Annotated in this window: 32 protein-coding genes; 26 read left to right on the top strand and 6 right to left on the bottom strand. The window is 56.5% G+C overall.

The window, feature by feature from the left end:
* Positions 1–347: 347 nt before the first annotated feature.
* On the top strand, positions 348–1640 hold the full coding sequence (locus tag JXO48_07125) for an MFS transporter (GenBank protein ID MBN2283646.1): 1293 nt from the start codon (positions 348–350) through the stop codon (positions 1638–1640).
* A gap of 50 nt (positions 1641–1690) precedes the next feature.
* Entirely contained in the window at positions 1691–2449 is a 759-nt protein-coding gene (locus JXO48_07120; GenBank protein MBN2283645.1) for an SDR family oxidoreductase, read from the top strand.
* A gap of 34 nt (positions 2450–2483) precedes the next feature.
* Here JXO48_07120 and JXO48_07115 read toward each other — a convergent pair whose 3' ends face one another.
* The 3 genes from JXO48_07115 to JXO48_07105 form a co-directional block, all read right to left on the bottom strand.
* Complete coding sequence (locus JXO48_07115; protein MBN2283644.1) at positions 2484–3515, bottom strand: aldo/keto reductase; 1032 nt, start codon at positions 3513–3515, stop codon at positions 2484–2486.
* A 361-nt stretch (positions 3516–3876) separates the two neighbouring features.
* Positions 3877–5685, bottom strand: coding sequence for an acyl-CoA dehydrogenase (locus JXO48_07110; GenBank protein MBN2283643.1), 1809 nt, complete (start codon positions 5683–5685; stop codon positions 3877–3879).
* Between the two features lie 48 nt (positions 5686–5733).
* Complete coding sequence (locus tag JXO48_07105; protein MBN2283642.1) at positions 5734–6489, bottom strand: enoyl-CoA hydratase/isomerase family protein; 756 nt, start codon at positions 6487–6489, stop codon at positions 5734–5736.
* A gap of 155 nt (positions 6490–6644) precedes the next feature.
* On the opposite strand from JXO48_07105, the gene JXO48_07100 reads away from it, so the two are divergent.
* From JXO48_07100 to JXO48_07090, 3 genes are all read left to right on the top strand, one after another.
* On the top strand, positions 6645–6989 hold the full coding sequence (locus JXO48_07100) for a hypothetical protein (protein MBN2283641.1): 345 nt from the start codon (positions 6645–6647) through the stop codon (positions 6987–6989).
* 390 nt (positions 6990–7379) lie between these two features.
* Entirely contained in the window at positions 7380–8057 is a 678-nt protein-coding gene (locus JXO48_07095) for a TIGR04211 family SH3 domain-containing protein (GenBank protein ID MBN2283640.1), read from the top strand.
* Positions 8058–8094: 37 nt separating this feature from the next.
* Positions 8095–8889, top strand: coding sequence for an epoxyqueuosine reductase (locus tag JXO48_07090; protein ID MBN2283639.1), 795 nt, complete (start codon positions 8095–8097; stop codon positions 8887–8889).
* A 186-nt stretch (positions 8890–9075) separates the two neighbouring features.
* Here the strand turns inward: JXO48_07090 and JXO48_07085 are convergent, their stop codons facing one another.
* From JXO48_07085 to JXO48_07075, 3 genes are read right to left on the bottom strand one after another with little or no spacing between them, the layout of a single operon-like run.
* A complete protein-coding gene (locus JXO48_07085; protein ID MBN2283638.1) occupies positions 9076–9237 on the bottom strand; it encodes a hypothetical protein in 162 nt (53 codons plus the stop codon).
* Positions 9234–9878: a class I SAM-dependent methyltransferase gene (locus tag JXO48_07080; GenBank protein MBN2283637.1), complete on the bottom strand. Its 645-nt coding sequence runs from the start codon at positions 9876–9878 to the stop codon at positions 9234–9236. Before JXO48_07080 ends, JXO48_07085 begins: the two co-directional genes overlap by 4 nt.
* Before the next feature lie 24 nt (positions 9879–9902).
* A complete protein-coding gene (locus JXO48_07075; protein MBN2283636.1) occupies positions 9903–10118 on the bottom strand; it encodes a hypothetical protein in 216 nt (71 codons plus the stop codon).
* A gap of 374 nt (positions 10119–10492) precedes the next feature.
* Here JXO48_07075 and JXO48_07070 point away from each other — a divergent pair, with 374 nt between their 5' ends.
* From JXO48_07070 to JXO48_06970, 21 genes are all read left to right on the top strand, one after another.
* On the top strand, positions 10493–10882 hold the full coding sequence (locus JXO48_07070; protein ID MBN2283635.1) for a hypothetical protein: 390 nt from the start codon (positions 10493–10495) through the stop codon (positions 10880–10882).
* Between the two features lie 104 nt (positions 10883–10986).
* Positions 10987–11745, top strand: coding sequence for a cobalt ECF transporter T component CbiQ (gene cbiQ, locus JXO48_07065; protein ID MBN2283634.1), 759 nt, complete (start codon positions 10987–10989; stop codon positions 11743–11745).
* A complete protein-coding gene (locus JXO48_07060; protein MBN2283633.1) occupies positions 11727–12458 on the top strand; it encodes an ABC transporter ATP-binding protein in 732 nt (243 codons plus the stop codon). The genes cbiQ and JXO48_07060 overlap by 19 nt, the downstream gene beginning before the upstream one ends.
* Positions 12442–12609, top strand: a complete 168-nt coding sequence (locus JXO48_07055) for a hypothetical protein (protein ID MBN2283632.1) — start codon at positions 12442–12444, stop codon at positions 12607–12609. The genes JXO48_07060 and JXO48_07055 overlap by 17 nt, the downstream gene beginning before the upstream one ends.
* A 161-nt stretch (positions 12610–12770) precedes the next feature.
* Positions 12771–13325 (top strand): DUF177 domain-containing protein, encoded by a 555-nt coding sequence (locus JXO48_07050; GenBank protein ID MBN2283631.1) that lies wholly within the window; start codon positions 12771–12773, stop codon positions 13323–13325.
* 6 nt (positions 13326–13331) lie between these two features.
* Complete coding sequence (gene rpmF / locus JXO48_07045; GenBank protein ID MBN2283630.1) at positions 13332–13508, top strand: 50S ribosomal protein L32; 177 nt, start codon at positions 13332–13334, stop codon at positions 13506–13508.
* Between the two features lie 37 nt (positions 13509–13545).
* The gene (gene fabD, locus JXO48_07040; GenBank protein ID MBN2283629.1) at positions 13546–14496 is read left to right on the top strand and encodes an ACP S-malonyltransferase; all 951 of its coding nucleotides are present in this window, start codon (positions 13546–13548) and stop codon (positions 14494–14496) included.
* Positions 14497–14513: 17 nt separating this feature from the next.
* Positions 14514–15260: a 3-oxoacyl-[acyl-carrier-protein] reductase gene (gene fabG / locus JXO48_07035; protein MBN2283628.1), complete on the top strand. Its 747-nt coding sequence runs from the start codon at positions 14514–14516 to the stop codon at positions 15258–15260.
* Positions 15261–15312: 52 nt separating this feature from the next.
* Complete coding sequence (gene acpP / locus JXO48_07030; protein MBN2283627.1) at positions 15313–15552, top strand: acyl carrier protein; 240 nt, start codon at positions 15313–15315, stop codon at positions 15550–15552.
* Between the two features lie 3 nt (positions 15553–15555).
* Positions 15556–16806, top strand: coding sequence for a beta-ketoacyl-ACP synthase II (gene fabF, locus JXO48_07025; GenBank protein MBN2283626.1), 1251 nt, complete (start codon positions 15556–15558; stop codon positions 16804–16806).
* Between the two features lie 11 nt (positions 16807–16817).
* Positions 16818–17270 (top strand): ribose 5-phosphate isomerase B, encoded by a 453-nt coding sequence (gene rpiB, locus JXO48_07020; GenBank protein ID MBN2283625.1) that lies wholly within the window; start codon positions 16818–16820, stop codon positions 17268–17270.
* A gap of 61 nt (positions 17271–17331) precedes the next feature.
* Positions 17332–18579, top strand: a complete 1248-nt coding sequence (locus tag JXO48_07015) for a serine hydroxymethyltransferase (protein MBN2283624.1) — start codon at positions 17332–17334, stop codon at positions 18577–18579.
* Between the two features lie 72 nt (positions 18580–18651).
* The gene (locus tag JXO48_07010; GenBank protein MBN2283623.1) at positions 18652–19137 is read left to right on the top strand and encodes a cytidine/deoxycytidylate deaminase family protein; all 486 of its coding nucleotides are present in this window, start codon (positions 18652–18654) and stop codon (positions 19135–19137) included.
* Positions 19134–19592, top strand: a complete 459-nt coding sequence (gene nrdR / locus JXO48_07005) for a transcriptional repressor NrdR (GenBank protein ID MBN2283622.1) — start codon at positions 19134–19136, stop codon at positions 19590–19592. The genes JXO48_07010 and nrdR overlap by 4 nt, the downstream gene beginning before the upstream one ends.
* A complete protein-coding gene (locus JXO48_07000) occupies positions 19592–20227 on the top strand; it encodes a riboflavin synthase (protein ID MBN2283621.1) in 636 nt (211 codons plus the stop codon). Before nrdR ends, JXO48_07000 begins: the two co-directional genes overlap by 1 nt.
* Before the next feature lie 39 nt (positions 20228–20266).
* Positions 20267–21466, top strand: coding sequence for a bifunctional 3,4-dihydroxy-2-butanone-4-phosphate synthase/GTP cyclohydrolase II (locus JXO48_06995; GenBank protein ID MBN2283620.1), 1200 nt, complete (start codon positions 20267–20269; stop codon positions 21464–21466).
* 76 nt (positions 21467–21542) lie between these two features.
* The gene (locus tag JXO48_06990) at positions 21543–22007 is read left to right on the top strand and encodes a 6,7-dimethyl-8-ribityllumazine synthase (GenBank protein MBN2283619.1); all 465 of its coding nucleotides are present in this window, start codon (positions 21543–21545) and stop codon (positions 22005–22007) included.
* 12 nt (positions 22008–22019) lie between these two features.
* A complete protein-coding gene (gene nusB, locus JXO48_06985; protein ID MBN2283618.1) occupies positions 22020–22439 on the top strand; it encodes a transcription antitermination factor NusB in 420 nt (139 codons plus the stop codon).
* Positions 22440–22664: 225 nt separating this feature from the next.
* Complete coding sequence (locus JXO48_06980; GenBank protein MBN2283617.1) at positions 22665–23183, top strand: hypothetical protein; 519 nt, start codon at positions 22665–22667, stop codon at positions 23181–23183.
* Between the two features lie 28 nt (positions 23184–23211).
* The gene (gene trkA / locus JXO48_06975; protein ID MBN2283616.1) at positions 23212–24576 is read left to right on the top strand and encodes a Trk system potassium transporter TrkA; all 1365 of its coding nucleotides are present in this window, start codon (positions 23212–23214) and stop codon (positions 24574–24576) included.
* Positions 24573–26030, top strand: a complete 1458-nt coding sequence (locus JXO48_06970; protein MBN2283615.1) for a TrkH family potassium uptake protein — start codon at positions 24573–24575, stop codon at positions 26028–26030. The genes trkA and JXO48_06970 overlap by 4 nt, the downstream gene beginning before the upstream one ends.
* Positions 26031–26105: the final 75 nt, after the last annotated feature.

Raw genomic sequence — 26105 nt, 5'->3', positions numbered from 1 at the left:
GATTCTTGCAGAAACCGCGGCATGTTTCAACCATATTCGGGGATTAGGAGAAACAGTGCCTGAGTACCTGAGTTCCTAAGTGCCTGAATGCGGGATCCAGGAACCGAAAATTGTGATTCGTTATCCGTGAATGCTTCTCGCTTTTCACTGTGTCGCTTTGTCGCTCTACCCCTTTGTCGCTCTCTCAAAATCCCCCTCAATCCCCCTTTTTCAAAGGGGGAGGCATATAGGGCACTTAGGCACTTAGGGTTTTTTATTTCCCCCGGCCTTCAAAATAAGGTACAACACAGGACCATCGGCGAAAACTCATCCTGAAATCCTCGGGATCGCACAAGGCGCGGTGGAGAATGGATCCGGAATCCGATCCGACAAGAGAAAACATACATACGCCGCAGGCGACGAAAACCGCCCGGTCCTTTCGGGGAGGGATTTCCCAGGCATTGCAGTCATTCCATTTCCGGGACTACCGGTGGCTCTGGCTGGGGACGTTCTTCTCATTCATGGCCATCGGCATGCAGCAGATCACCCGGGGATGGCTCATTCTCCGGCTCACCGATGATTCACCTCTCGCGCTCTCGCTGGTCATGATGTCCTTCGCACTGCCGCTCACCTTCGCCTCGGTGATCGGCGGCGCTCTGGCGGACCGGATATCCCGGCGGCGGATGATCATGCTGACCCAGGCCGGGAACGCCTTCCTGACCCTGCTCCTGGCCGTCCTGGACATGACGGGAATCGTCCGTTTCTGGCATCTCATGGTCCTCGGGTTCTGCAATGGCACCATGGCCGCCCTGAACATGCCCAGCCGTCAATCCCTGATCTCGGAGATCGTTCCCGACGAGTCCCTCATGAACGCCATCTCTCTCAGCAGCGCCGGCATGAACCTGACACGGATCATCGGACCCGTCCTGGCGGGGATCCTCATCATATTCATCGAGACCGCCGGCGTTTTCTACCTGATCGCCGTCCTCTATGCCTTCGCCGTTCTCTGTACGGCCGTCATCAGAACGGGAAGGATACCTGCGGCACGGGGGCCGAGAAAGGGCATGGCCGCCGATATCCGCGAGGGCTTCCGTTACGCAGCGAAGAATCCCACCATCCTGGCCCTGGTCATCATGGCCTTTGTCCCCGCCCTTTTCGGGTTCCCCTATCTGGCACTGCTCCCCGCCTGGGGAAGGGAAATCATGAACATCCAGTCCGACGGCCTGGGGGTCCTGATGACCTTTGTCGGCATCGGCTCTCTCGCGGGTGCGTTGATCCTTGCCTCTTTCAATCACCTGAAGCGGCGGGGGCTGTTTCTGGTCGCCAACGGTTTCACCTGGGGCATCTCACTTGTCCTGCTGGCCTTCTGCACGACCTATGCGACGGCCCTTCCCGCCCTCTTCCTGATCGGTTTTCTGAGCGCCGTGTTCATGTCCCTCAACATGACGCTCATGCAGTTCTATTCCTCCGCTGAAATGCGGGGTCGTATCGTCAGCATGGCGATGATGACCTTCGGCATCATGCCCCTGAGCGCCGTTCCCTTCGGGGCACTCGCGGAAAGCATTGGAACCGCTGATTCCCTGGCCATCGGCGGTGTATTCCTGTGCCTTTTCGTGGCAGGTTTTTACTTTGTTTTTCCCCGGTTCAGAGAGGTGACGTGAACCGGGACAGGAATTTCATACCAGCGATCAAAGAAAGGAAGGACTCTTACATGTTCGATCTTACGGGAAAAGTAGCGTTGATCACCGGGGGAAACAGCGGGATCGGGCTCGGCATGGCCCATGCCCTGGCGGCGGCCGGAGCCGATGTCTGCATCTGGGGTCGTTCTGAGGAAAAGAACCGGGAAGCGGAGGAAGAACTCCGCAGGCACGGTCGCCGGGTCCTGGCCCTGACCTGCGACGTGTCCGATGAAGGGCGGGTTGAGGAATGTTTCGCCCGGACCGTCGTAACACTGGGAAAGGTAGATTCCTGTTTTGCCAACGCGGGCGTCGGCCAGAGGGGGACCCCCTTTCACACAACGACGGCCGCCGAGTGGCGGGAGATCGTCGGCATCAATCTGGAGGGGGCGTTCTTTACCTTCAGGTCGGCGATCAATCACATGATCGACCGGGAGATCAGGGGCTCACTGGTCGCGACCAGCAGCCTCGCCTCCGTCTCGGGACAGCCGCGGGGTGAACATTATGCGGCGACGAAAGCGGGCCTCCTGGCCATGGTCCGTTCCATCGCCGTCGAATACGCCAGATACGGAATACGCGCCAACTGCATCATCCCGGGGTGGATAGAAACGGGAATGACAAAGGACATCCTCGACCTGGAGATCATACAGAAGGCGGTCCTGAAACGCATCCCCCAGCGCCGGTGGGGCGTCCCCGAAGACTTCGGCGCCATCGCCGTATATTTCGCCAGCGATGCCAGCGCCTACCACACGGGAGACACCGTCACCATCGACGGTGGATATATCAGATTCTGAGTGGGGATTCGGGTTTTGGAAAACGAATAACGAATCATGGATTCCCCCTCGTGACCTTCCTCGCCCATTCGAGATTACTCTTGATCAGTTCCGGGATGGGCAGCTCATAGGGGCATCGCTCCATGCATTCGCCGCATTCCGTGCAGTTTTCTGCCTGTTCGAGAACTGCCTTCTGCCAGCCGGTCTCAAGAATGGATGTTCCCATCCGTTTGACCATGGAACGGACACCAAGGACAAACTGGATGGCAATCCCTTCGGGGCAGGGCTGGCAGTAGTCACAACGCCGGCAGAACTGTTTTCCGTATTCATTTCTGAAGGCCTCGATGTCCCGCTGGTCGGCATCATCGAGGGTCAGGTCGCCGAGATAGACGTTCCAGTTCGCATCGAACAATTCAATGCTTTCGACACCGGGAATGATGGCGGTCCCGGGAATGGCCAGGGCGTAACAGATTGCAAGCCGCGGGTTTTCAATGGCTCCGCCGGAAAAGGATTTCATGGCGATAACACCCATGTTCTTCGCCAGCGCCCGGGGGATCACGGATTCCTCCGCTTTTGGCTCGAGAAAACTGTAACAGACCATGATCGTCTCAAAGAGGCCATCATCAATAACCCGCTCCAGGAGGTCAAGACTGTGACTGGTGATACCGATATGCCCGATCATGCCCTCTTCACGGGCCTTCAGGAGCCCTTCCAGCGCCCCGCCCTTTCCCGTGACCTGGCGATAGGCTTCAGTGTCCCTGACGAAATGGCACTGGTAGAGATCTATCTCGTTCCTTCGCAGTTCCTGAAGACTTTTTTCAATGTCCCGCCGGATCCCGTCGGCCGACTTTTCCATGGATTTCGTCGCCAGGACGACGTCTTTTCCCGTTTCCGCCAGTGCAATACCGATGCGTCGCTCGCTCGTCGTGTAAGCGCGCGAGGTGTCAATGAAATCAACTCCCTTTCTGATCGCGTGGGCCACCGTTTCAACCGCCTGCCTCTCATCGACACGCTGGATCGGAATACCTCCGAATCCGAAGCGGTTTATATCGAGGCCGGTTTTCCCCAATGTGATCCTCTGGATCATTGATCCTCCTTTATCATTCGCATATTGGTGGATTGTAAATAATTTGGAAGGAATTAGCAACCGGGAGGGGAAACACCGGGAGAAGGAAATGGTGCCCGAGCAAATCCGGGAATCGGGATTCGGGGATTATTCGACAGGTCTGTTGTTGGGTCTGTCTTTGTAGTGTGCCGATTTATCGGCGTTTTTAAAAAGCGCCCGATGAATCGGGCAACTACAGTTCTCTCACGTTACATGTGTATCCAGCACTCTGTCGCTTTGTCGCTCTGCCCCTTTGTCACTCTCTCAAAATCCCCCTCAATCCCCCTTTTCCAGCGGGGAGGCGGGTTTTGTCACGCACGCAGACACTCAGGCACTCAGATACTCACAAAAAATACTCCGGCTTCATCTGCACCGTCAGGCCGTCGCCGCTGTTCTTCAGCCGCCGGGCGAGGCCGTCGATCTTGGGCAGTTCATACTCGAAGAAATACCGGAAGGCGAAAAGTTTGCCGTGGTAAAAATCGATATCCGCTTCAATGGGAGAACTTTTCAGCGCGTTGTGGACTGTGACGGCCTGCAGGAGCCACTGCCAGGCGATGGCGATAATGCCGAAGAACTCGAGATACAGGGTCGCATCGGCCAGGAACAGTTCTATCTCGCCGCCGATTGCAAGGGTCGTCAGTACCTGCGTGATCTCCTTCAGTTTTTCCAGTGCCTCGGCAAGCCGGTCGGCGTATGGCGCAAGCTGATCTTTTTCCCTGGCCTGGGCTATCGTTTTTTGAACTTCTTCCAGATAGAACATGAAGGCCCGGCCATTCTTCATCACTACTTTTCTGCCCAGCAGGTCCATTCCCTGAATACCCGTTGTTCCCTCATGGATCGGATGGATCCGCACGTCCCGGTAATATTGCTCCAGGGGAAATTCATCGCAGTATCCGTAGCCGCCCAGGCACTGAAGCCCCTGGCTGCAGGACAGGATGCCCATCTCGGAGGGATAGGTCTTGGCGATGGGTGTCAGGATCTCAAGCAGCAGCTCACATCGCTGCTTTTCCTCACCGTCGTCAAGGACCGTGAGCAGGTCGGTATACCGGGCGCACTGGAATATCAATGAAAAGGCCCCTTCAACGATCGCCTTCTGAAAAAGGAGCATGCGCTTCACGTCGGCGTGCTCCACGATGGGAACCTGCGGTTCGGCAGGGTCTTTCGAGGTGATCTTTCTCCCCTGGGGACGTTCCTTCGTGTATTCAAGGGCGGCATAGTAGGCCGCCGAGGCAATGGCGGCCGCTCCCATGCCGACATCGATCCTGGCTTCGTTCATCATCTGGAACATGTACCGGATCCCCTTGTGAGGCTCTCCCACGAGCAAGCCGCGACAGTCGTCGTTCTCTCCGAGACTGAGCTGCGTGATGGGCGCGCCGCGGTAACCGAGCTTGTGGTAAATGCCGGTGCAGGTAATGTCATTGTCCTCAAGCCCGCCTTCCTCGTTCAGGCGCTTCTTGGGTACCACGAAAAGGGAGATCCCTTTGATCCCCAGGGGGGCGCCTTCGATCTTAGCGAGCATGAGGTTCACCACGTTCTCGACGCAGTCATAATCGGCACAGGATATGAAGATCTTCTGTCCCTTCAGTTTGTAATATCCCTGATCGGTGGGATAGGCCGTGGTGCTGACGTCGGTCAGCGATGAACCGGCCTGGGGTTCAGTCAGCGCCATGGTCCCCTGCCACCGCCCGGCAAACATGTTCGGAACATAGGTATCGATGAGCTCCTGCGAACCGAAGGACGTGATCAGGTGGGCCGCACCGGCGGTAAGAAAGGGATAGACGCAGGCGGAATAGTTCGCCGCCGAGAAAATACCCCGGAAGGCTGTCATGATGCTGTTCGGTATCTGCTGGCCGCCCAGTTCGTAGGACGTATGGGCACCGATCCAGCCCCCATCGCCGCAGGCCTTCATGACCGTTTCCACGACAGGATGCACCCGCACCGTCGTCCCCGTGTACTCCGGCTGTTCCTTGTCCATGTCGGAAAACACGGGATACAGGATGTCCCTGCCCATCCGCATTCCCGTTTCGAGGACCATGTCGAAAACTTCACGGCTGTGATCCGCGAAGAATGGATATTGAATGAGGGACTCAACATCGAACATTTCATAAAGCATGAATTTCAGGTTCCTCATACTGATAAAGGTCTGCGCCATGGAACGTTCCTCCTTCTTTGTATCTTTATGAAACCCCGTGGGTGGGTTCTATTTGTTTCCCGATATAAGCTGAGCGATCGTCAGGGCCTGGTTGCGGTCTTCCAGGCGGATGGCGTCTTCAAGGCTCATGCCGCCCGTGTTCCGGTCCAGGGCCTCCTTCGTGAGCCGCAGGCCGAGGGGGGATTTTCCCGCCATGTTCTGCGCCAGCGCCATTGCTTCGTCCATCAGTTTCTCCGGTTCGACGACGGCCTGCACGAACCCGGTGCGATAGGCCTCATCGGCGCTCATAAAATCTCCCGTCAGGAGATATCTCGCCGCGTTGCCGATGCCGATGGCCCGCGGCAGCAACCACGACGAACCCATGTCGGCGCCGCCGAACCCCAGATTGATATAAGCCCCCTGGAACCTGGCCTTCGGCGCCGCCAGCCGCATGTCGCAAGCCATAGCGATGGAAAACCCGGCGCCCACAGCCACACCGTTGATGGCACCCACGATGGGCTGCGGGATCTGTCTCATGAAAAGTATGAAATCGGAATAGAGACGCTGATTTTCGTATGCTGACTTGGGTGTATATCCCGTTGGGTTCATGATCTCCGGGTCCCTGATATCGAGTCCGGCGCTGAACCCTTTCCCCGCACCGGTTATGATGAGCACCCGTGTATCGAGGTCGTCGAACCGGGCCTTCAGGACATGACGGAATTCGTCACGCATGGTGAAATTGATGGCATTCAAACATTCAGGACGGTTCAGCGTTATGATCCCGATCGGCCCCTCTTTTTTGAACTCAATAGTGGTATATTCCATCGGCTTCCCTCCTTTGGATGATTATCAGGAACAAAGACAAACATTGTGGCAATAGCAGGATTTTGCCGCCCTTTCAACAGGTTTTCTCTTCGCGACGGTGGGGGGGCCGTTTATTTTCATTTGAAATCAGGTGACGGAATTGTTATATACCGCCCATGCCTATTTACGAGTACCAATGCCGCAAATGCGGGCACATCATGAGCGTTATCGTACGGGGATTCGATGATCCCAAGGGTCTGGCCTGCGAATCATGCGGGGCGAAGGGCCCGAAACGGATCATATCGGCTGTGAACTATCATGCGTCCCAGGCTGACCGGCTGCGTTCATACAAACCGGGGGCCTCGAAAAACGATGCCTTTTACAAGGATACCCGCAACATCGGCCTCGACGCGGAGCGGATGCTCAAGAAGGCCGGCATAGAACCCACTGAAGAATTCAAATCAAAACTGGACAACATCCGGTCCGACCCCTCCAAGGTGCTCAAGGATTATACACATTGATAGGGCAAGTGCCTAGGTGCCTGAGTGCGGGATTCGGGGATCAGGATTCTGGAGACGTGGACCGGGAAACGAGATTCAGGGATTATTCGACAGGTATGTTGTTTGGTCTGTCTTTGTAGTGTGCCGATTTATCGGCGGTTTCAAAAAGCGCCCGATGAATCGGGCAACTACAGTTCTCTCACGTTACATGTATTGAGCACTTTGTCGCTTTGTCGCTCTGCCCCTTTGTCACTCTCTCAAAAATCCCCCTCAATCCCCCTTTTTCAAAAGGGGGAGGTGTACTAGGCACTTAGGCACTTAGGCACTCAGATATTGACTTTCTCCCAGAAAAGTGGTTTTCTCGATTGCGTTCGACAGGAAATCCACAGGGATGCGGGAAAGAGAAAGAGAATGAAAAAATCGACCCTTATGATCGCTCTCGTCCTCTGCCTCGCGGCATTCGACGGGCCGGTCCGTGCCGACACAGCCTACATCACAGACTCCTTCGAGGTCACGATGCGCACGGGACCAAGCACCGAGCACAAGATCGTGGCGATGCTCTCGTCCGGTGACGCCGTGGAGGTCCTGGAATCGCGGGAGGGCTGGAGCCTGGTGCGGCAATCAAAGAAAAGCATCGTCCGGGAAGGCTGGGTCCTGAGCCGGTATCTGATCCGGCGCGAGCCCTGGGAGACCCGTGCCCGGGCGGCCCTGTCCGAGGCGGAGGAACTGAAGATAAAGCTGAACCGCCTGGAAGCGGAGCTGCGGGAGGCCCTCTCAAAGAGCGGCCGCCTGGAACTTGATCTCAAAAAGGCCGGGGAAGAGCTCGATCGCCTGAAAGCGGAACACCAGGAACTGCTCGCCGGGTCATCAACCTATCTTGCATTGAAAAAAACCCACGACGCGCTTCAGAAAGAACTGGACCGTACAACGGCGCAATTGAAGAAGACGCAGCATGAACACATGCTCCTTGTGGCCGCGAAACGGAACATGTGGTTCCTTTCGGGAGCCCTGGTCCTTCTCTTCGGACTTCTCCTGGGATTCGGGATGGGAAGGGCGCAGAAAAAACAGCGATCCACCCTGCGTTTGTAAACCCTTTCATCAATGCGTACACTCATGGAAGCACACCGTGCAGGCACCAACCGAAAGCGGCTCCGTCATGCAGGATATCATACGTAAAGAAATAGAGCGTTTCACGGCGTCACGACCTTCCGGACGGGGAACGCGGACCACCTGGGGAAAACCGCTGACGGGTTTCGCCGACGCCGGTGACCCCCTTTTCGAGCATCTCAGAACGGTCGTCCGGCCGACCCATGCAACCCCCCGTGAATTGCTGGATAATGCCGGAACCGTCGTCTCCTATTTTATTCCCTTCGAGGAACATACGGTGCGCTCGAACAGAAAGGGCTATCACGCGTCAAAGGAATGGGCCGTCGCCTACGTTGAGACCAACGCGCTGATCATCGACCTGAACCAGCACCTTTCAGAAGCGTTGGAACACCATGGCTTTCAAGCCGTGGGCCCATTGCCGACCCACAATTTCGATAAGGAACAGCTCATGAGCGACTGGTCCCACAAGCATGTCGCCTATATAGCCGGACTGGGAAAGTTCGGGACCCATCACCTCCTGATAACCGAAAAGGGATGTTGCGGGAGGTTCGGGAGCATCATCACCGATGCCGTGATCCCGCCGACGGCACGGCCCGATATCGAATACTGCCTGGACCGGGCCGGCATCGACTGCGGACAGTGCCTGAAGCGGTGCCCCGTCGGTGCCCTTGAAAAAGAAGGTTTCGACCGCCACCGATGCCATTCACTGCTTCAGGAAAATGCCCGCCTCTATGAACGGGAAGGTATCGCCGACGTCTGCGGAAAGTGCAGCACCATGGTCCCCTGCTCCTTCAGAAATCCCGTGAGAAAATAAGGGGTCGGGGATCGGGATTCGGGAACCGTGATTCGTGAATGCTTCATGCTTCACACTTTTCACTTTACCACTTTGCCTCTGTACCACTGCCTGCAGATGTATTAGAAACGTTTCAGGCCGGCAAAAGGTGATTCCGGCAACAGACTGTTGAATTGTGAATCACAACATCCTGTTGTAAGCCCTTTTTCAGTGTTCCCATTGACTTGCGGGAATTCGCTGCAGGTGGATATGGGCCGCGATCACAAAATCATTGAGGATGCTCGCCATCTCGTAACGACGGCGCAGTATGAGCTGTTCATGGCCGATGGTAACGGTCAACGGATCGTCCAGTTGATTTGTTTTACTCATGGTCGAAGGCTCCCCTGCTCCTGTTTCACACCTTTCACGACAACAAACGCCCCTTCCCCGAAGCCGTCCTGAACCATTTTTTCTTCTTCTCCGGGGATGAGTGTTTGTTTGAACGTCAGATCACTGAAGCCGGCGTCCGTGAGGTATTGAGATACTTCCTGTGCGGAGAAGAAGGTGGCCTCCCTGTAAAAGACGTTCGAATCGCGCATGGCACTGTACTTTTTCCCCAATTCGCTTTCTTTATCCACGAATCCCACAACAATACATCCGCCTTGTTTTACCACCCGGAATGCTTCTCGAAACGATGTGAGAATGTCGTCGACAAAACAGATGGTCGTTACCATCAGAACGAAGTCAAACCTGGAATCAGGGAACGGCAGGTCCTCTGCAACGCCTCGAAAAACCCGGATCCCCTGTTTTTCGGCTTTCACTGCCATTGCTTCAGACGGTTCGACACCGATCTTTATTCCGAGTGGCACAGCGAACTTACCTGAACCGACGCCCACCTCCAGACCCGAGCCCCGGGGAAAGGGGACCATTCGTTGAACCGCCTCTATTTCGGCATGATAGGCATCGCGATTCACTTCAAACCACTCATCATATCTATCGCTATAGGCATCAAAGGGTTCTGTTTTGGGCATAGGAGACTCCGATCTCACTCCGATCTATGATGTAGGCAACCCCACACCGATACTTTCCATGATCTTCCAGATCCTGGCATATCTTCTCTTTATCTGACGTTTTTCCCTCACACCACCGGCACCTTTCCTCCCGGGCCAGATCAGGATAAAAGGAGTGGCAACGAGCATGACGACAGGAATGCAGAGAATGAATACGATATAGAGAAAAACAACCATTATCACATCAAGGAATTCGTCCATATCTCCTTTCCTCTGCTTTCAGGAGAAGCGGCCGGACCATTGAAGCGTGAATGCAGGCCGTCATGTGGCGAGGATAACACAAAGCTTGGCGACAGTGAAGTAAATGGGTTCAGGTCTTGGATTGGAGTAAAACGATATGAAAACAATAAATTCTGATTTTTGAAGTTATTTAAATACTCATCGAACCGAATTGATTGAATTTTAAATACGGCTCCCGTTTTTTATGCCTTGATTTCTATCTGAAAATGTATAAATGAAACAACTCGTGTTTTAAAGGCTGACCGATATCATCATGAGCAGAAAAACGGTATTATCCTCGTTGACATATCATGGAAGCTAATACATAAATAAGCCAATCTCAATTGGAGAAAGATATGAAAAAAAACAAGATCGTCGCGAGATATAAGGATGGTTCTATTCTGAAAGGTCAAACAGTTGATTTCTTTCCGAATAAAAGCACATTCCATGTCGAACCACTGGATGGAACAGCAGTAAAAGAAATGCAGATCGAAGATTTGAAGGCTGTATTTTTTGTAAAGGATTTTGAAGGAAACAGAGAACATAAGAAAAGTTATACTGATACCGTCGTTGGTGGAGGAAGAAAGATCAAGATTACATTTTTTGATGGCGAAGAAATAATTGGCTTTACCTTAGGGTACTCTTCCGAACGACAGGGTTTCATCGTAACGCCTGCAGACTTGAAGGGAAACAACGAGAGGATCTATATAGTAAAATCAGCGACGAAAACAATAGAATTTTTATAAGATTCCACATGGGGAGGGGCAGATTCTGAGTGGAATGTGATATTGCAAGACCTGACCCCATTACTTTTTGTGAAGGTTCAATACGGACAGGAGAATGAACCGCCATGCTCGGTGAAGAATTTGTCACAGGGGAATCGCCGATCCACCATATCGATCCCCGGGTGAAGATAATCGGGACCGTTGCCTTTTCCGTGGTGGTGGCCCTTTCCAACGGGCTGGAAACCCTCGTTGCCGCCCTGGTCATTTCCCTGGTCCCGGCCGTTCAGGCGCGGCTTCCGGTCAAGCCGTTCCTCGCCCGCCTTTTCTTCGCCAACGGCCTGATCTTCTTTATCTGGATCATCCTGCCCTTTACCTATGACGGCACCTCCCTGTTCTCGATCGGCCCCCTCGTTCTTTCCACCGAGGGACTCATGCACGCCCTGCGGATCACCCTGAAATGCAATGCCATACTCATTATCACCATCGCCGCCCTCGGCACCACGCCGGTCTTCGCCATCGGGTACGCCCTCGATCAACTGCATGTTCCCGGGAAACTGACCAACCTCATGGTGTTCACCTACCGGTACATCCACGTCATTTTCCGGGAATACGTGAAACTGACGAACGCCATGAAGATCAGGGGATTCAGACCGGACACGACAGTCCATACCTACCGGAGCTACGCCTACCTGGTGGGGATGCTCCTTGCCCGCAGCTATGACCGGGCCGAACGCATCCACCAGGCCATGCTCTGCCGCGGGTTCAGCGGCAGGTACCACAGCCTCTGCCGGTATTCCATCGGCGGCAGGGACATGCTGTATTTCGCGGCCATGATAGCCGCCGTGCTGCTACTGGTCATTCTGCAATGGAACAGAATTCCGTGATCATCGACCTCAGGGATATTTCCTTTTCCTACCGGGGAGGCAGGCCGGTCCTCGACCGGTGCTCCTTCCGGCTTCACCGTGGCGAGCGGGTCGGCATCGTCGGTTCCACGGGAAGCGGCAAGACGACCCTCTTTTCCCTCATCATGGGGCTTCTGCAACCCGGCGGGGGAACAATAGAGCTTTTTGGAAAACGGGTGGAGAAGGAAAAGGATTTCGCAGAGGCGCGGAGAAGGATCGGCCTCCTCTTTCAGGACGCCGACGATCAGCTTTTCAGCCCCACCGTTCTTGAAGATGTGGCCTTCGGGCCCCTGAACCTGGGGAAATCCCCCGAGGAGGCGGCGGCAAAGGCCCGGGAAACACTCGCGAGCCTGGGGCTTTCAGCGTTCGAGGACCGCGTCACCTACCGGCTCTCGGGCGGAGAGAAGACGCTGGTCTCCCTGGCGGGGGTCCTTGCCATGGAACCGGAGATCCTGCTCCTAGATGAACCAACGAACGGTCTCGACGAAGCGGCCGAGGAAAAGCTGGTTTCGGCCCTGCTTGCCCTCGAGCATTCACGGGTGACCATATCTCACAATCTTGACTTCCTGGCCAAGGTCGCCGACAAGGTCTACATATTAAAGGAAGGAGCCCTTTCCCCCGGCGAAGCCCTCGTTCCCCACGCGCACGTCCATATCCACCGGTCCGGTGATATTCCCCATGAACACGATCATTGAGCTCAAAAAGCAGCAGGGTCGTTCGAACCCGCCGAAGGCCGGTGGAAGCAAGGTATGCCGCGGAACCGGCGCAGCCTCCGGAGAGTGTGTCTTTTTTGCAACACCTCTGCCGCCGGGAAACACCGGGACGTTCCCCCATCTCCGGAAGTAAATACTGAATATTCATAGACAAGATTTTGTGGTATGGGAATTGCTTCACACAGGGCGATTTCCGCTTATTCACCCGTGGAATCATAAAAAGTTCTTGACATGGAAATGAATTTGTAATTATCTCACATCCTTTATTCAAAACCGGCAGAAGCGGGACAGGCCTTGCTGATCAAGACGACGAAAATACCCGCCGGGGGAGCATCGATCCGGTTTACGAAAGCGGGTGACTGGCTGCATGCCAAGATTCCCGAGGAGAACCGGCAGGATTTCCGGGTCAAGGAAATACATGTTGACTGTCGCGCGGTGAAAACACTGAAGAACGTCGTCGTCGAAGGGACCATAACGGCCGATATGGAGTTCGAGTGCTGCCGGTGTTTGAAACGGTTTGACGATGTGGAGCGGTTGCGCTTCAAATACGTGCTTGTCCCGGCAGAGAGCACGGAAGACGGGCATGAAACGGAAGCGGAAAAAGAGCTGACCGCCGACGACCTCGATTTCGGGGTATACCGGGATGAAACGATAGACCTGTCCGACCTGGTGGCGGAACAGATCATCCTGAACGTACCGGTAAAACCGCTCTGCATGGAGTCGTGCAGGGGAATATGCCCCCGATGCGGGGTCAATCTGAATGAGAAGGAATGCACGTGCGAGAGGACGGACGAGACGAGTCCTTTCGCCGTTTTGAAAGATTTTCAGGTGAAAAAGAAAAGGGGGTGACACCATATGGCAAATCCAACCCACAGACATTCACGGACGCGCAGGAACAAGCGGCGGTCCCACGACGCGCTCAAGGCACCGGCGACATCCATCTGCCCCCAGTGCAACGAGCCGAAGCTGCCACACAGGGCATGCTTGAACTGCGGCACCTACAAGGGCCGTGAGGTGATTCCCACGGAATAGGCACCCCGTGCCGCCGCCGTGAGAAGGGAGTGATCGCATGACCTCCGTGGGAGCCGTTTTTCCGGGCCAGGGATCCCAGTATGTCGGCATGGGGCGGGAGCTGCACGCGGCATACGGTGAGGTACGCAACATCTTTGAAGCCGCCGGTGACGCCCTCGGCGAGGATGTGGCACGTCTCTGTTTTGAGGGTCCTTCCGAAGCCCTGGACGCGACGGTCAATACCCAGGTGGCCATATTCACAATGAGCGTCGCCGCCTTCGCCGTCCTCGCGCGGGAAACGGGATTGAACCCGGTCGCCATGGCGGGGCACAGTCTTGGTGAGTACAGCGCCCTCCAGGCGGCGGGTGCCATGGAATTCACCGACGCGGTAAAACTGGTCCGGGCCCGGGCCACCCACCAGCAGGAAGCTGTTCCGGCCGGGGTGGGAGCGATGGCCGCCGTCATGGGCCTCGACGCGGAGACGGTCGAACGGATCTGCCGGGAGACGGCAGCGGAAGGCTTCGTGGTGGAACTGGCCAACATGAACAGTCCCAACCAGAACGTTATCTCCGGTCATCATAAAGCCGTCGAAACAGCCCTGGAGAAACTGAAAGAGGCGGGTGGCAGACGAAGCGTCATCCTCCCCGTGAGCATCCCCTCCCATTGCAGCCTGATGAAAGGGGCGGCGGACAGGCTGAAAAGGGACATTGAAACCGTCGGCATAGGGGATTGCAGCGTCCCGGTGATCCCGAATTGCGACCCGGCCCAGACCCATTCAGCGGACAGGACGATCGATTTTCTGACAAGACAGCTCTATGAGCCGGTCCGATGGCAGGAAACGATAGAGCGCATGACGGCGGCGATGGGTATCAGTACCATCGTTGAAATCGGACCGAAACAGGTTCTTTCGGGCCTGATCAGGCGGATAAAGGGCGATATCAGGGTCCTGCACGTCGAGGACGCGGCGTCGCTGGCCGAAACAGCGGCCTGCCTGGCAGACCGGACATGACAACATACTACGGTGCGATGGACCGAATCGAAGGAAAAACAGCCCTGGTAACGGGAGCATCGAGAGGGATCGGCAGGGCCATTGCCGTCAGACTGGCCGAAACAGGCATCTTCACCTACGTCAATTATGTGAGGAATGAGGAGGCGGCCCGCGAAACGCTGGCCCTCATTCAGGAGAAAGGCGGTCACGGAGAGTGCCTGCGATTCGATGTCGCTGACGCCGACGCCGTTGCGAAGGCCATCGAACACATCGTTCAAGAGCGGGGGAGCATTGATATTCTGGTGAACAACGCCGGCATCACCCTCGACGGCATTTTCCTGCGGATGAAGGAGGACGACTGGAACCCCGTGGTGGACACCAACCTGAAGGGGGTGTTCAACTGTTCCCGCGGCGCGATCCGCTCCATGCTGAAACAGCGGTGGGGGCGAATCATCAATATGACCTCCATCGTCGCCGAGGCGGGGAACCCTGGTCAGGCCTGTTACGCGGCCACCAAGGCCGCTCTCATCGGTTTCACCCGGTCCCTCGCCCGGGAATTCGGGTCCCGGAACATCTGTGTCAACGCCGTGGCGCCGGGATTCACTGAAACGGACATGACCGCCGGCATCGGCGAGATGAACCGCGCGCAACTCCTGGAGATGATACCCCTGAAGAGGATGGGGACGCCCGAGGACGTCGCCGGGACCGTCGCCTTTCTCGTATCACCCGCCGCGGACTATATAACGGGCCAGGTGATACACGTGAACGGCGGCCTGTACATGTAAGAAAGAACGGAAGATCCGACAGTAGTGAGCGAACATGAGGAGGAGTGAGTAAATGACCGTTGACATTGAAAAGAGGGTAAAGGAAGCAGTCATGGAGCAGTTGAACCTCTCCGAGGAGGAATGCCGGCTTGACGCGGCGTTCATAGATGACCTCGGGGCGGATTCCCTTGACATCGTCGAACTTCTGATGGCCCTGGAGGACGAGTTCGGCATCGAGATCCCCGATGAGGACCTCGTCAAGATCGTGACCATCGGGGACGTCATCGAATACATCAAGCAAAGGCTGGGGTAAGGCATGAATCCCAATCGAAGGAGAGTTGTCGTAACAGGCCTCGGAACGGTGAACCCACTGGGCAATACCGTCGAGGAAAGCTGGGGAAAAGCCTGCGCCGGTGAATCCGGAATAGAGCGGATCACGAAATTCGACGCGAGCGCGCACAAGACGGCGATCGCCGGTGAGGTGCGCCGTTTCGACCCGGCGGCATTCATCAGCGCCAAGGAATGCCGGCGGCTCGACGATTTCATCATCTATTCCCTGGCATCAACAGCGATGGCCCTCGAGGACGCCCGGTTTACGATCGATGCCGGAAACGCCGAAAGGACCGGCGTTATCATCGGCTCGGCCATCGGAGGGCTCGCCACCATGGAGCGGGAAAAGGAGACGCTGGTCAAGGAAGGCCCGCGGAAGATATCTCCCTTTGCCATACCGGCCGTTCTGGCGAACCTCGCTTCGGGCAATGTTTCGATCAGGTTCGGCGCGAAGGGACCGATCAACTGTGTCGTCACGGCCTGCGCCTCCGGCAACAGCGCCATATCGGACTCCTTCAATCTGATCGCCGACGGATACGCCGACGCCATGATCGCCGGGGGATCGGAAGCGGCCGTCTGCCCTCTTACGATAGCAGGGTTCAATGCCATGCGGGCCATTTCGACGCGAAATGACGAACCGGCAAAGGCAAGCCGTCCCTTCGACCGGGAACGTGACGGATTCATCGTCAGCGAAGGGTGCGGCATCCTGATCCTGGAGGACATGCAATCCGCCCTGGACAGGGGAGCCCGCATCTATGCGGAGGTGGCCGGCACGGGTTCAACGAGCGACGCCTACCACATCGCCGCCCCGCCCGAAGGACACGAGGGAGCGGCCCGCTGCATGGATCTCGCTCTCAGGGACGCGGGGATGAGCCCCGACGAGATCGATTACATAAACGCACACGGCACATCGACACCGCTCAACGACGTCTTTGAAACGGTGGCCATAAAGAAGGTGTTCGGCGCGCACAGCGCGAAACTGACCGTCAGTTCGACGAAATCGATGACGGGGCACCTGCTGGGCGCAGCGGGAGGAGTGGAAGGCATCTTTACGGTCAGGGCGATATGTGACGGGATCGTGCCGCCCACGATAAACCTGGATAATCCCGACGAGGGATGCGATCTCGATTACGCGTCCCACCGCGCCGTGAAACGGGATATCCGGGCGGCCATGAGCAACTCCTTCGGCTTCGGCGGTGTCAACTCCGTGGTCGTTTTCAAGAAATTCGAGGAGTAGGAACAGCGCGGATGAAGGTGGCAATCGGCTCCGACCACGCGGGATTCGAACTGAAAGAAGCGATCGGCTCCTTTCTCCGGGAGCGACGGTTCGCCGTCGTCGACGCGGGAACGAAGAGCGCAGACCCCGTCGACTACCCTGATTTCGGCGCAGCCGTGGCCCGCATGGTATCGTCCGGTGACTGTGACCGGGGTGTCCTTGTCTGCGGTTCCGGTGTGGGCATGTCCATCGTGGCGAACCGGTTTTCCGGGGTGCGGGCGGCGTTGTGCCTCGATATCGAGACTGCCCGGATGAGCAGAATGCATAACGACGCGAACATCCTGGTGCTTGCCGGCAGACGCACTGATGCGGCAACGGCCCGTGAGATCACAACGGTCTGGATGGAAACGGAATTTGAGGGTGGTCGTCACCAGCGCCGCCTTGATAAGATCAACGAAATCGGATCCCGGACCGGCGGGTCCTGAAAGGGACTCGCAGGAAGCTGCACCCGGGAACGGATAGAACATATCCCCTGGAGGACGGAGAATGTCGATTCTGGAAAAAACGGACCCCGAGATAGCCCGCGCGATCCGCATGGAGACGGAACGTGAAGCGGGAAAACTGGAACTGATCGCGTCGGAAAATTTCGTCAGCGAAGCGGTCCTGGAAGCGCAGGGGTGCATCATGACGAACAAGTACGCCGAGGGGTACCCGGGAAAGAGATACTACGGCGGATGCGAGTTCGTCGATATCGCCGAAGAGCTGGCCATTGAGCGGGCGAAAGAGCTTTTCGGCGCCGATCACGTGAACGTTCAGCCCCATTCCGGTTCCCAGGCGAACATGGCGGTCTATTTCGCCGTTCTCGCGCCGGGAGACACGGTACTGGGCATGAATCTTTCACACGGCGGTCACCTGACCCACGGCAGCCCCGTCAACTTTTCCGGCCGTCTGTACAATATCGTCGCCTACGGGGTCGACCGGGAAACGGAGACGATCGACTTCAACGAGGTGGAAGACCAGGCCCGGAAGCACAAGCCGAAACTCATCGTCGTCGGGGCCAGTGCCTATCCGCGGACCATCGACTTTGAAAAATTCAGGGAAATAGCCGATATGACGGGCGCCGTCATCATGGCGGACATCGCCCATATCGCCGGCCTCGTCACCGCCGGTCTTCATCCTTCGCCGGTCCCCGTCTGCGAATTCGTCACGACGACGACTCACAAGACCCTCCGCGGTCCCCGGGGCGGCATGATCATGTGCACGGAGGACCATGCCAAGGTGCTGAACAGCCGCGTCTTTCCGGGAAGCCAGGGAGGCCCCCTGATGCACATCATCGCGGCCAAGGCCGTCGCTTTCAAGGAAGCCCTGCAGCCTGAATTCAAGGAGTATCAGAAACAGATAGTGAAAAACGCAGCCGCCCTCGCCGATGGCCTCATGGAAGCGGGGATCCGCCTCGTGTCGGGAGGCACCGACAACCACCTGATGCTGATCGACCTGACCGACAAGGGGCTGACGGGCAGGGATGTCGAAGCCGCCCTGGACCGTGCCGGCATCACCACCAACAAGAACGGCATCCCCTTCGACACGAAGAGTCCCATGATCACCAGCGGGATCCGCCTCGGGACCCCGGCACTCACCACACGCGGCATGAAGGAAGACGATATGCGGATCATCGCGGGGCTCATCGCGTCGATCATCAACGACGTGGAGAACGAGTCGCTGATCGGGCGGGTACGGGGTAGCGTAAGGGAGCTCTGTGAACGGTTCCCTCTCTATGCCAGCAGGATGCAATAAATTGTCTTTTGATCTTTGATTTTTCGGGCTTCGGTGACTATATTACGGGAAACCGGTCAAAAAAGAGGATCTATGGAAATTATAAAGGACCTCCGACACGCGGACATCGAGGCTCACGATGAGCGCCCGAACTGGGACACGTACTTCATGGACATCGCCCGGCTCGTTTCAAAACGTTCTACCTGCCTGCGGAGAAAGGTCGGCGCCGTTCTGGTCAGGGAACGGCGTATCCTGACGACGGGATACAACGGCGTCCCCTCGGGGATCACCCACTGCATCGAACGGGGCTGCCTGCGCGAGCAGACAAAGACCCCCTCGGGCGAACGGCACGAACTGTGCCGCGGCCTGCACGCGGAACAGAACGCCATCATCCAGGCGGCCATCCACGGCGTCATCATCGAGGGTGCCACCCTGTACTGCACGAACCATCCCTGCATCATCTGCACCAAAATGCTCATAAACGCCCGCATCAAAAGCATAATTTACGACGAGGGATACAGCGACGAACTGGCACGGGAAATGCTTGCGGAAGCGGGCATCGAGGTGAGGAAACTATGAAATGTCCCTTCTGTTCCAACAGTGAGAACAAGGTGATAGATTCCCGCCTGAGCAAGGACGGCGACGCCATCAGGCGGAGACGGGAATGCCTGAACTGCGGCAAACGGTTCACCACGTACGAGTACGTTGAAGAGGTCCTGCCCGTGGTCATCAAGAAGGACGGGCGGCGGGAACCCTTCGACCGGTCAAAGATCACGGTGGGACTCAAAAAGGCCTGTCAAAAACGGCCCATCAGCATGGACGTCATCGAAGAGATGGTGGGCGAGATAGAGCTGGAATGCCAGGAATCGCTGCTGAAGGAGATCCCCTCCTCCTTCATCGGCGAAAAGATCATGGAGAAACTCCATGCCATCGACGGCGTGGCCTATGTCCGGTTCGCCTCGGTCTACCGGGAGTTCCGGGATGTAAACGAGTTCATCAGCGAGCTCAAAGATTTTCTCCACAAGGATAAGTGATGTTCACGGGAATCGTCGAAGGCCTGGGAACGGTCAGGAACATAACCCGCCGGGGAGCGGAAGCGGTCATTGAAGTGGAAGCGCCCTTCGACCTCGGAAGTACGAATATCGGTGACAGCATATCGATAAACGGCGTCTGTCTCACGGTCGTGAGCATCTCCGGAACGAGGTTCGGCGCGGACGTATCGATGGAAACGATGACCCGGACGACGCTGCACGACATGCGACCGGGTGAGCGGGTGAACCTCGAACGGGCGCTGACCCCAAACACCCCGCTGGGCGGTCACTTCGTCCTCGGTCACGTGGACTGCGTGGGAACCATACGGGAACGGTCGGCACCGGCACACTCCCTTGCCTTCGGCTTTGAAATCGACCGTGACATGATGCGGTATGTCGTTTCAAAAGGCTCCGTCGCCGTCGACGGCATCAGCCTGACCGTGAACCGATGTGAAAAAACGGTATTTTATGTTACCATCATCCCCCACACGGCGGCCCAGACGACCCTGGGGTTCAAGAAGACAGGCAGCCGGGTGAACATTGAAACGGACATACTGGGGAAGTATGTCGAGAAATTCATGACCGAGGGAAGAGGGATCGACCGGGAATTTCTTGCAAAGCACGGCTTTCTGACATAAGAAGGCACCGCGCAATTGAATATATAAAGAGGAACAGACATGATCAGCACAATCAAAGAAGCAATCGATGACATAAAGCAGGGGAAAATGATCATTCTCGTCGACGACGAGGACCGGGAAAATGAAGGTGATCTCTGCATAGGGGCGGAGTTCACCACACCGGAAGCCATCAATTTCATGGCGAAACACGGCAGGGGGCTCATCTGCCTCTCCCTCGCGGAAGAAGTCGCTGAAAAATTGAAACTCACCCCCATGAGCTCCGACAACAAGTCCCGTTTCGGAACGGCCTTTACCGTCTCGATCGAGGCGAAGCGCGGCGTGACGACGGGCATTTCCGCCTATGACCGGGCCACGACGATCCTGACGGCGATCGGTGATGACGCGACGCCGGACGACATTGTCACGCCGGGACACATATTCCCCATACAGGCCCGGAAAGGAGGCGTCCTGGTCAGAACGGGGCAGACGGAAGGCTCCGTGGACCTGGCCCGCCTGGCAGGGCTGAAACCGGCGGGGGTCATCTGCGAGATCATGAAGGATGACGGGACGATGGCACGCATGCCCGATCTGGAGGTGTTCGCCGGGGAACACGGCCTCAAGATCGTCACCATCGCCGACCTGATCGAATTCAGGATGCAGAACGAGCGTCTCATCAGGAGGGCCGCCGAGGCGACCCTCCCCACGAAGTACGGCGGTGAGTTCAGGATCATCATCTATGAAAACGATGTGGACGACATGAAACATATCGCCCTGGTCAAGGGCGACATCGGCCCTGACGATGAAGTTCTCGTCCGGGTCCATTCGGAATGCGTTACGGGAGATCTCTTCGGTTCGCTCAGGTGCGACTGCGGCGATCAGCTTCACCAGGCGATGAAGATGGTCGACGAAGAGGGCAAGGGCGCCATCGTCTACATGCACCAGGAGGGTCGCGGTATCGGCCTCACGAACAAGATAAAGGCGTACGACCTTCAGGAAAAAGGCAGAGATACCGTGGAAGCGAACATCGAGCTCGGCTTCAAGGACGACCTGCGGGATTACGGTATCGGCGCTCAGATACTGGTGGACCTGGGAATAAAGAAAATGCGCCTTATGACGAACAATCCCAAGAAGATCGTGGCGCTTCAGGGATACGATGTCCAGGTCGTCGAGCGGGTGCCGATCATTATCGAACCGAATGATAACAACCGGCATTACCTGAAGACGAAACAGGACAAGATGGGACACCTTCTGGAATTTTAGAAGGGCGTTCCTTCCGTGAAAGGGAAAACGACCCGTCCGGAAGGCGGCGGGAACACAACGTAACGGAGCGATGAGCATGCCAAAAATCATTGAAGGAAAGATCGGGGCCAAGGGACTCAAGTTTTGCATCATTGCCAGCAGGTTCAATGATTTCATCTGCGGCAAACTGATCGAAGGCGCCCTGGATGCCCTGAAACGGTCCGGTGCCGACGAGAACAGCATCACCATCGTCAGAGTCCCGGGTGCGTTCGAGATCCCGGTGGCGGCAAAGAAAGCGGCCAAGAGCGGCGCCTATGACGGCGTTATCTGCCTGGGGGCCGTCATACGGGGTGACACCCCGCACTTCGAGTACATAAGCGCCGAGGTATCTAAAGGCATCGCTATGGTGACCCTTGAAACCGAAACGCCCATCGCCTTCGGTGTCATCACGGCGGACACCCTTGAACAGGCGATCGAACGCGCCGGCAGCAAGTCGGGGAATAAAGGCTGGGATGCAGCCCTGTCCGCCATCGAGATGGTGAACCTCTTCAAGCTCCTGTGATCAGAGGGACGCATGGGTCACAGAAGAAAAGCTCGAGAAGTTGCATTGCAGGTCCTGTATCAGGTCGATGTTTCCCGCATCGACCCCGAAGAGGCGATCGAACTCTACTGGATGAATTTCGACGTGGCGGAAAACGTCAGGGATTTCGCATCGGAACTCATCCGGGGGACACGGAACCATATCCGCGAAATAGACGGACTCATCAAGAGTTGTTCCGAGCACTGGTCACTGGACCGGATGGCGCGCGTCGACAAGAACATCCTTCGGATGGCCGTTTTTGAACTGCTCTACTGTGAAGATATACCGCCGAAGGCGACCCTTAACGAAGCCATCGACCTCGGGAAGGAGTACGGTTCCGAAAATTCGGGGTCCTTTATCAACGGTATCCTCGACGCCATATATTCAAAGCTCAAAGTCGGAAATGAAGATTAAAGACTTTGTAAGAAGTCCATATGCGGCGGCGCGTTTTATCCCTCGTCATTGCGCTGTACCCACAGAGGGGTCAGGGATGAGGAGGGATCGGGAGCATCATGGTCCCGAATTTTGCTTTGTTCTTCGCGCACTTTACGCTCCGTTGCCGGGATGTGCGTGCCGCGCTTCCCGAGTTTTTTACAAAAGCCGTTCCATCCGTTACCGTGTATGACCCTTTACGAAGGCATGAAGGTTGACGTATTGACGGGTCCCCTTGACGGCCGGACCCCGGCGGCCCTGGTTCTGGGGCTGTTTTCCGATGAGCGGCCGCCCCGGGGATTTCCGGGAGAGGCGGACTGGCATCTGAACGGTCTGGTATCCCGTCTTCTCGCGGCCGGAAAGATATCGGCCGTCGAGGGAGAACAGGTCGCCATCCTGCCCCGCTGGAGGCTCTCGCCGAAAACACTCCTGCTCATCGGTCTCGGTTCCTCGGACCACCTCGGTTGTGATTCTCTCCATGAAGCGGGACGAACGATAGCCGGAGCGCTCACCGCCCTGGCGCTTGATGATTTCGCCGTCGACATACCCGGCGCCGGGCGGTGTTCACTGCCGATCCCGGCCATGGCATCATCACTGCTGCGGGGTATGGCGGACCAATTCGACCGTATAAAAAGGGGAAAAAGAACGGTGTCGGCTCGGATCCTCGGAGAAAAACACTATGTCACCGACATCTTTGATGGTATAAATGAGTTCCACCGGTCGTGACCGGCAGGGGGATTAACGGAGTGAACATATGAGGGTAGTCGTGATAGGCGCCGGCGAGGTTGGTTACAATATCGCCGATATCCTCTCAAAAGAGGGAAACGACCTCATCATTATCGACAAGAACGAGGAACGCCTCAAATATGTGGCTGAAAACCTCGACGTCCAGACGATCGTCGGCAGCGGAAGCAGCCCCCAGATCCTCAAAAAGGCGCGACTCGAACAATCGGAAATGGTCGTCGCCGTGACCGACAGCGACGAGACGAACATCGTCGCCTGCCTCCTCGCCTCCACACAGTCGAACGTCCCCCTGAAGATCGCGCGGATCCGCAACCCGGACCTCAACAGCAACTCCGCCCTCTTCGACAAGAGTCACCTGAACATCGACCTTCGAATCAATCCCGAGCGTGAGGCGGTACTCAACGCCATGAACCTTATGGAATACCCGGGGGCGTCGGAAGTCATCGACTTCGCCGGCGGAAATATCAAGCTCGCCGCGTTCTATGTCGACCCCGAATGCGTCGCCGTGGGGAAAAGCCTTCAGCAGATCAAGGAGATGTACGGTCACGACATCCTCATTGCTTCCATCACCAGGAAGGATGAACCGATTATCCCCTCGGGAAAGTCCGTGATCAGGGAAAAGGACCACCTGTTCTTTTTCGCCCCCTCGGAGCATGTTCGCAGCATCCTGCGCTTCTTCGGGAAGAACACGGAAGAGCCCCAGCGGGTCTTCATCCTCGGCGGCGGTTCTACAGGACTGATGCTCGCGGAGATGCTCGAAAAAAAAGGTGTGTTGACCAAGATCATCGAGAAGGACCAGGAGCGGTGCGATACGCTGGCCTGCACCCTCGACAAGGCGATCATCCTCCGCGGCGACGGTACCAGCCAGGACCTCCTGCGGGAGGAGAACATCAAGGATGCCGACTACTTCGTTGCCGTAACCGATGACGAGGAGGCCAATGTCCTGGGGGCCCTCCTGGCGAAGCAACTGGGAGCGAAAAAGTCCATCTGCCTGATAAACAAGATAGATTACAGCAACATTGTGGAACGGGTGGGCATCGACGGGGTCATGAATCCCCGGCACGCGACGATCGGCAAGATCCTTCATTTTATCCGGAAGGGAAAGATCATTTCGGCCACCCCGCTCCGCGATGAAAAGGCGGAAGCCGTGGAGTTCATCGCTCTTGAAACATCGGAAATCACGAACAGACCTCTGAAGGATATCAATTTCCCCAAGGGCACCATCATCGGCGCCGTCCTGCGGGACAACCAGGTCATCATTCCCTGGGGGGAAACGATCATTCTTCCCGGTGATCATGTCATTCTCGTCACCCTGCGTTCCGCCATTCCAAAGGTAGAAAAGATCCTGACCGTCAAAATGGATTATTTCGGATGAGCGCAAAAAATATCCTCTATATACTGGGGACTTTTCTGTTCTTCCTCGGCCTTACCATGGTTCTTCCCCTGGCGTGGTCCCTTTTCTACGGGGAAAACGATCTGATCGCCTTTGCGGCGTCCGCCGGTATCACCACCCTTGCGGGCGCTCTTCTGTACCATCTTTTCAGGCCTTCGGACGGTGACGTCAGCCTGACACACCGGGAAGGATTTCTCATCGTCGCGGCGGGGTGGCTTTGCGCAGGCGCCTTCGGGGCGATCCCCTACATGGTGCACGGGACGGTCCCTTCCTTCGGCGACGCCTTCTTCGAGTCGATATCGGGATTCACCACTACGGGCGCGACGGTCATCGATCACATAGACTCACTTCCCCACGGCATCCTTTTCTGGCGCTCCATGACCCAGTGGTTCGGCGGCATGGGGATCATTATCCTCTCCATCGCTATCTTTCCCCTGCTGGGCGTCGGCGGCATGCAGCTCTACAAGGCGGAACTTCCGAGCCCTGTGAAAGACAAACTGACGCCCCGGGTGACGGAAACGGCACGTACCCTCTGGATCGTCTATTTTATTATCTCCACCGTGGAATTCATCCTCCTGCTCTGCGGGGGCATGAGCGTGTTCGATGCGCTGTGCCACACCTTCACGACCATGGCGACGGGAGGGTTCTCCACTCACGACGCCAGCATCGCCCACTTCCACAGTCCTTTCATTGACTCGGTGATCACCTTTTTCATGCTCGCCGCGGGGGTCAATTTCACACTCCACTACAGCCTGATCATCGGCAATGTGAGGTCCCTTTTTTCCAACAGCGAATTCCGCTTCTATATCGCCGTCATAGCCATAGCCGTGATCCTGGTCACCTGTGATCTGCATCAACATCACCAGGAGGCAGGGGGGTCGGGGTCATCTCTCCGGTATGCCTCGTTCCAGGTCGTTTCCATCATGACCACGACGGGGTTCACAACGGCTGATTTTGACGGATGGCCCGCCCTTTCCAAGATCATTCTCATTCTTCTGATGTTTATCGGCGGCTCGGCAGGGTCCACGGGAGGAAGCATCAAGTGCTTGAGAATACTGTTGATACTCAAGCACAGTTATAAAGAACTCTATCACCTGGTCCACCCTCATGCCGTAACGGCGGTCAAACTCGGCAAGAAGATCATTTATCCCCAGACAATGGCCAGCATCTGGGGCTTTTTCGCGCTCTATATCACCCTGACGGCAGCGGCGTCACTGGTCATGACGATGCTCGGCCTCGATGTCATGACGGCTTTCTCTTCCGTGGCGGCCACGATCGGTAATGTGGGTCCCGGTTTCGCAGGTGTCGGGCCGTCCATGACCTATTCGGAGATCCCCATGACGGGCAAGTGGGTCCTCTCCCTGTGCATGCTGGCGGGAAGACTTGAGATTTACACTGTCCTTGTTCTCCTTACGCCCGAGTTCTGGAAAAAATGATATCGCAGGATGCCTCCAGGCGAACGGCATCGGCGCCGGCGGCCAGCCCCGCCGCGGAACGGGGAAAGCGGGTAA

Source organism: Deltaproteobacteria bacterium (genome assembly GCA_016933965.1).
GTDB lineage: Bacteria > Desulfobacterota > Syntrophia > Syntrophales > UBA2210 > JAFGTS01.
The sequence above is the reverse complement of the archived record's forward strand: the minus strand, read 5'-3'. Positions and strand labels throughout refer to the sequence as shown.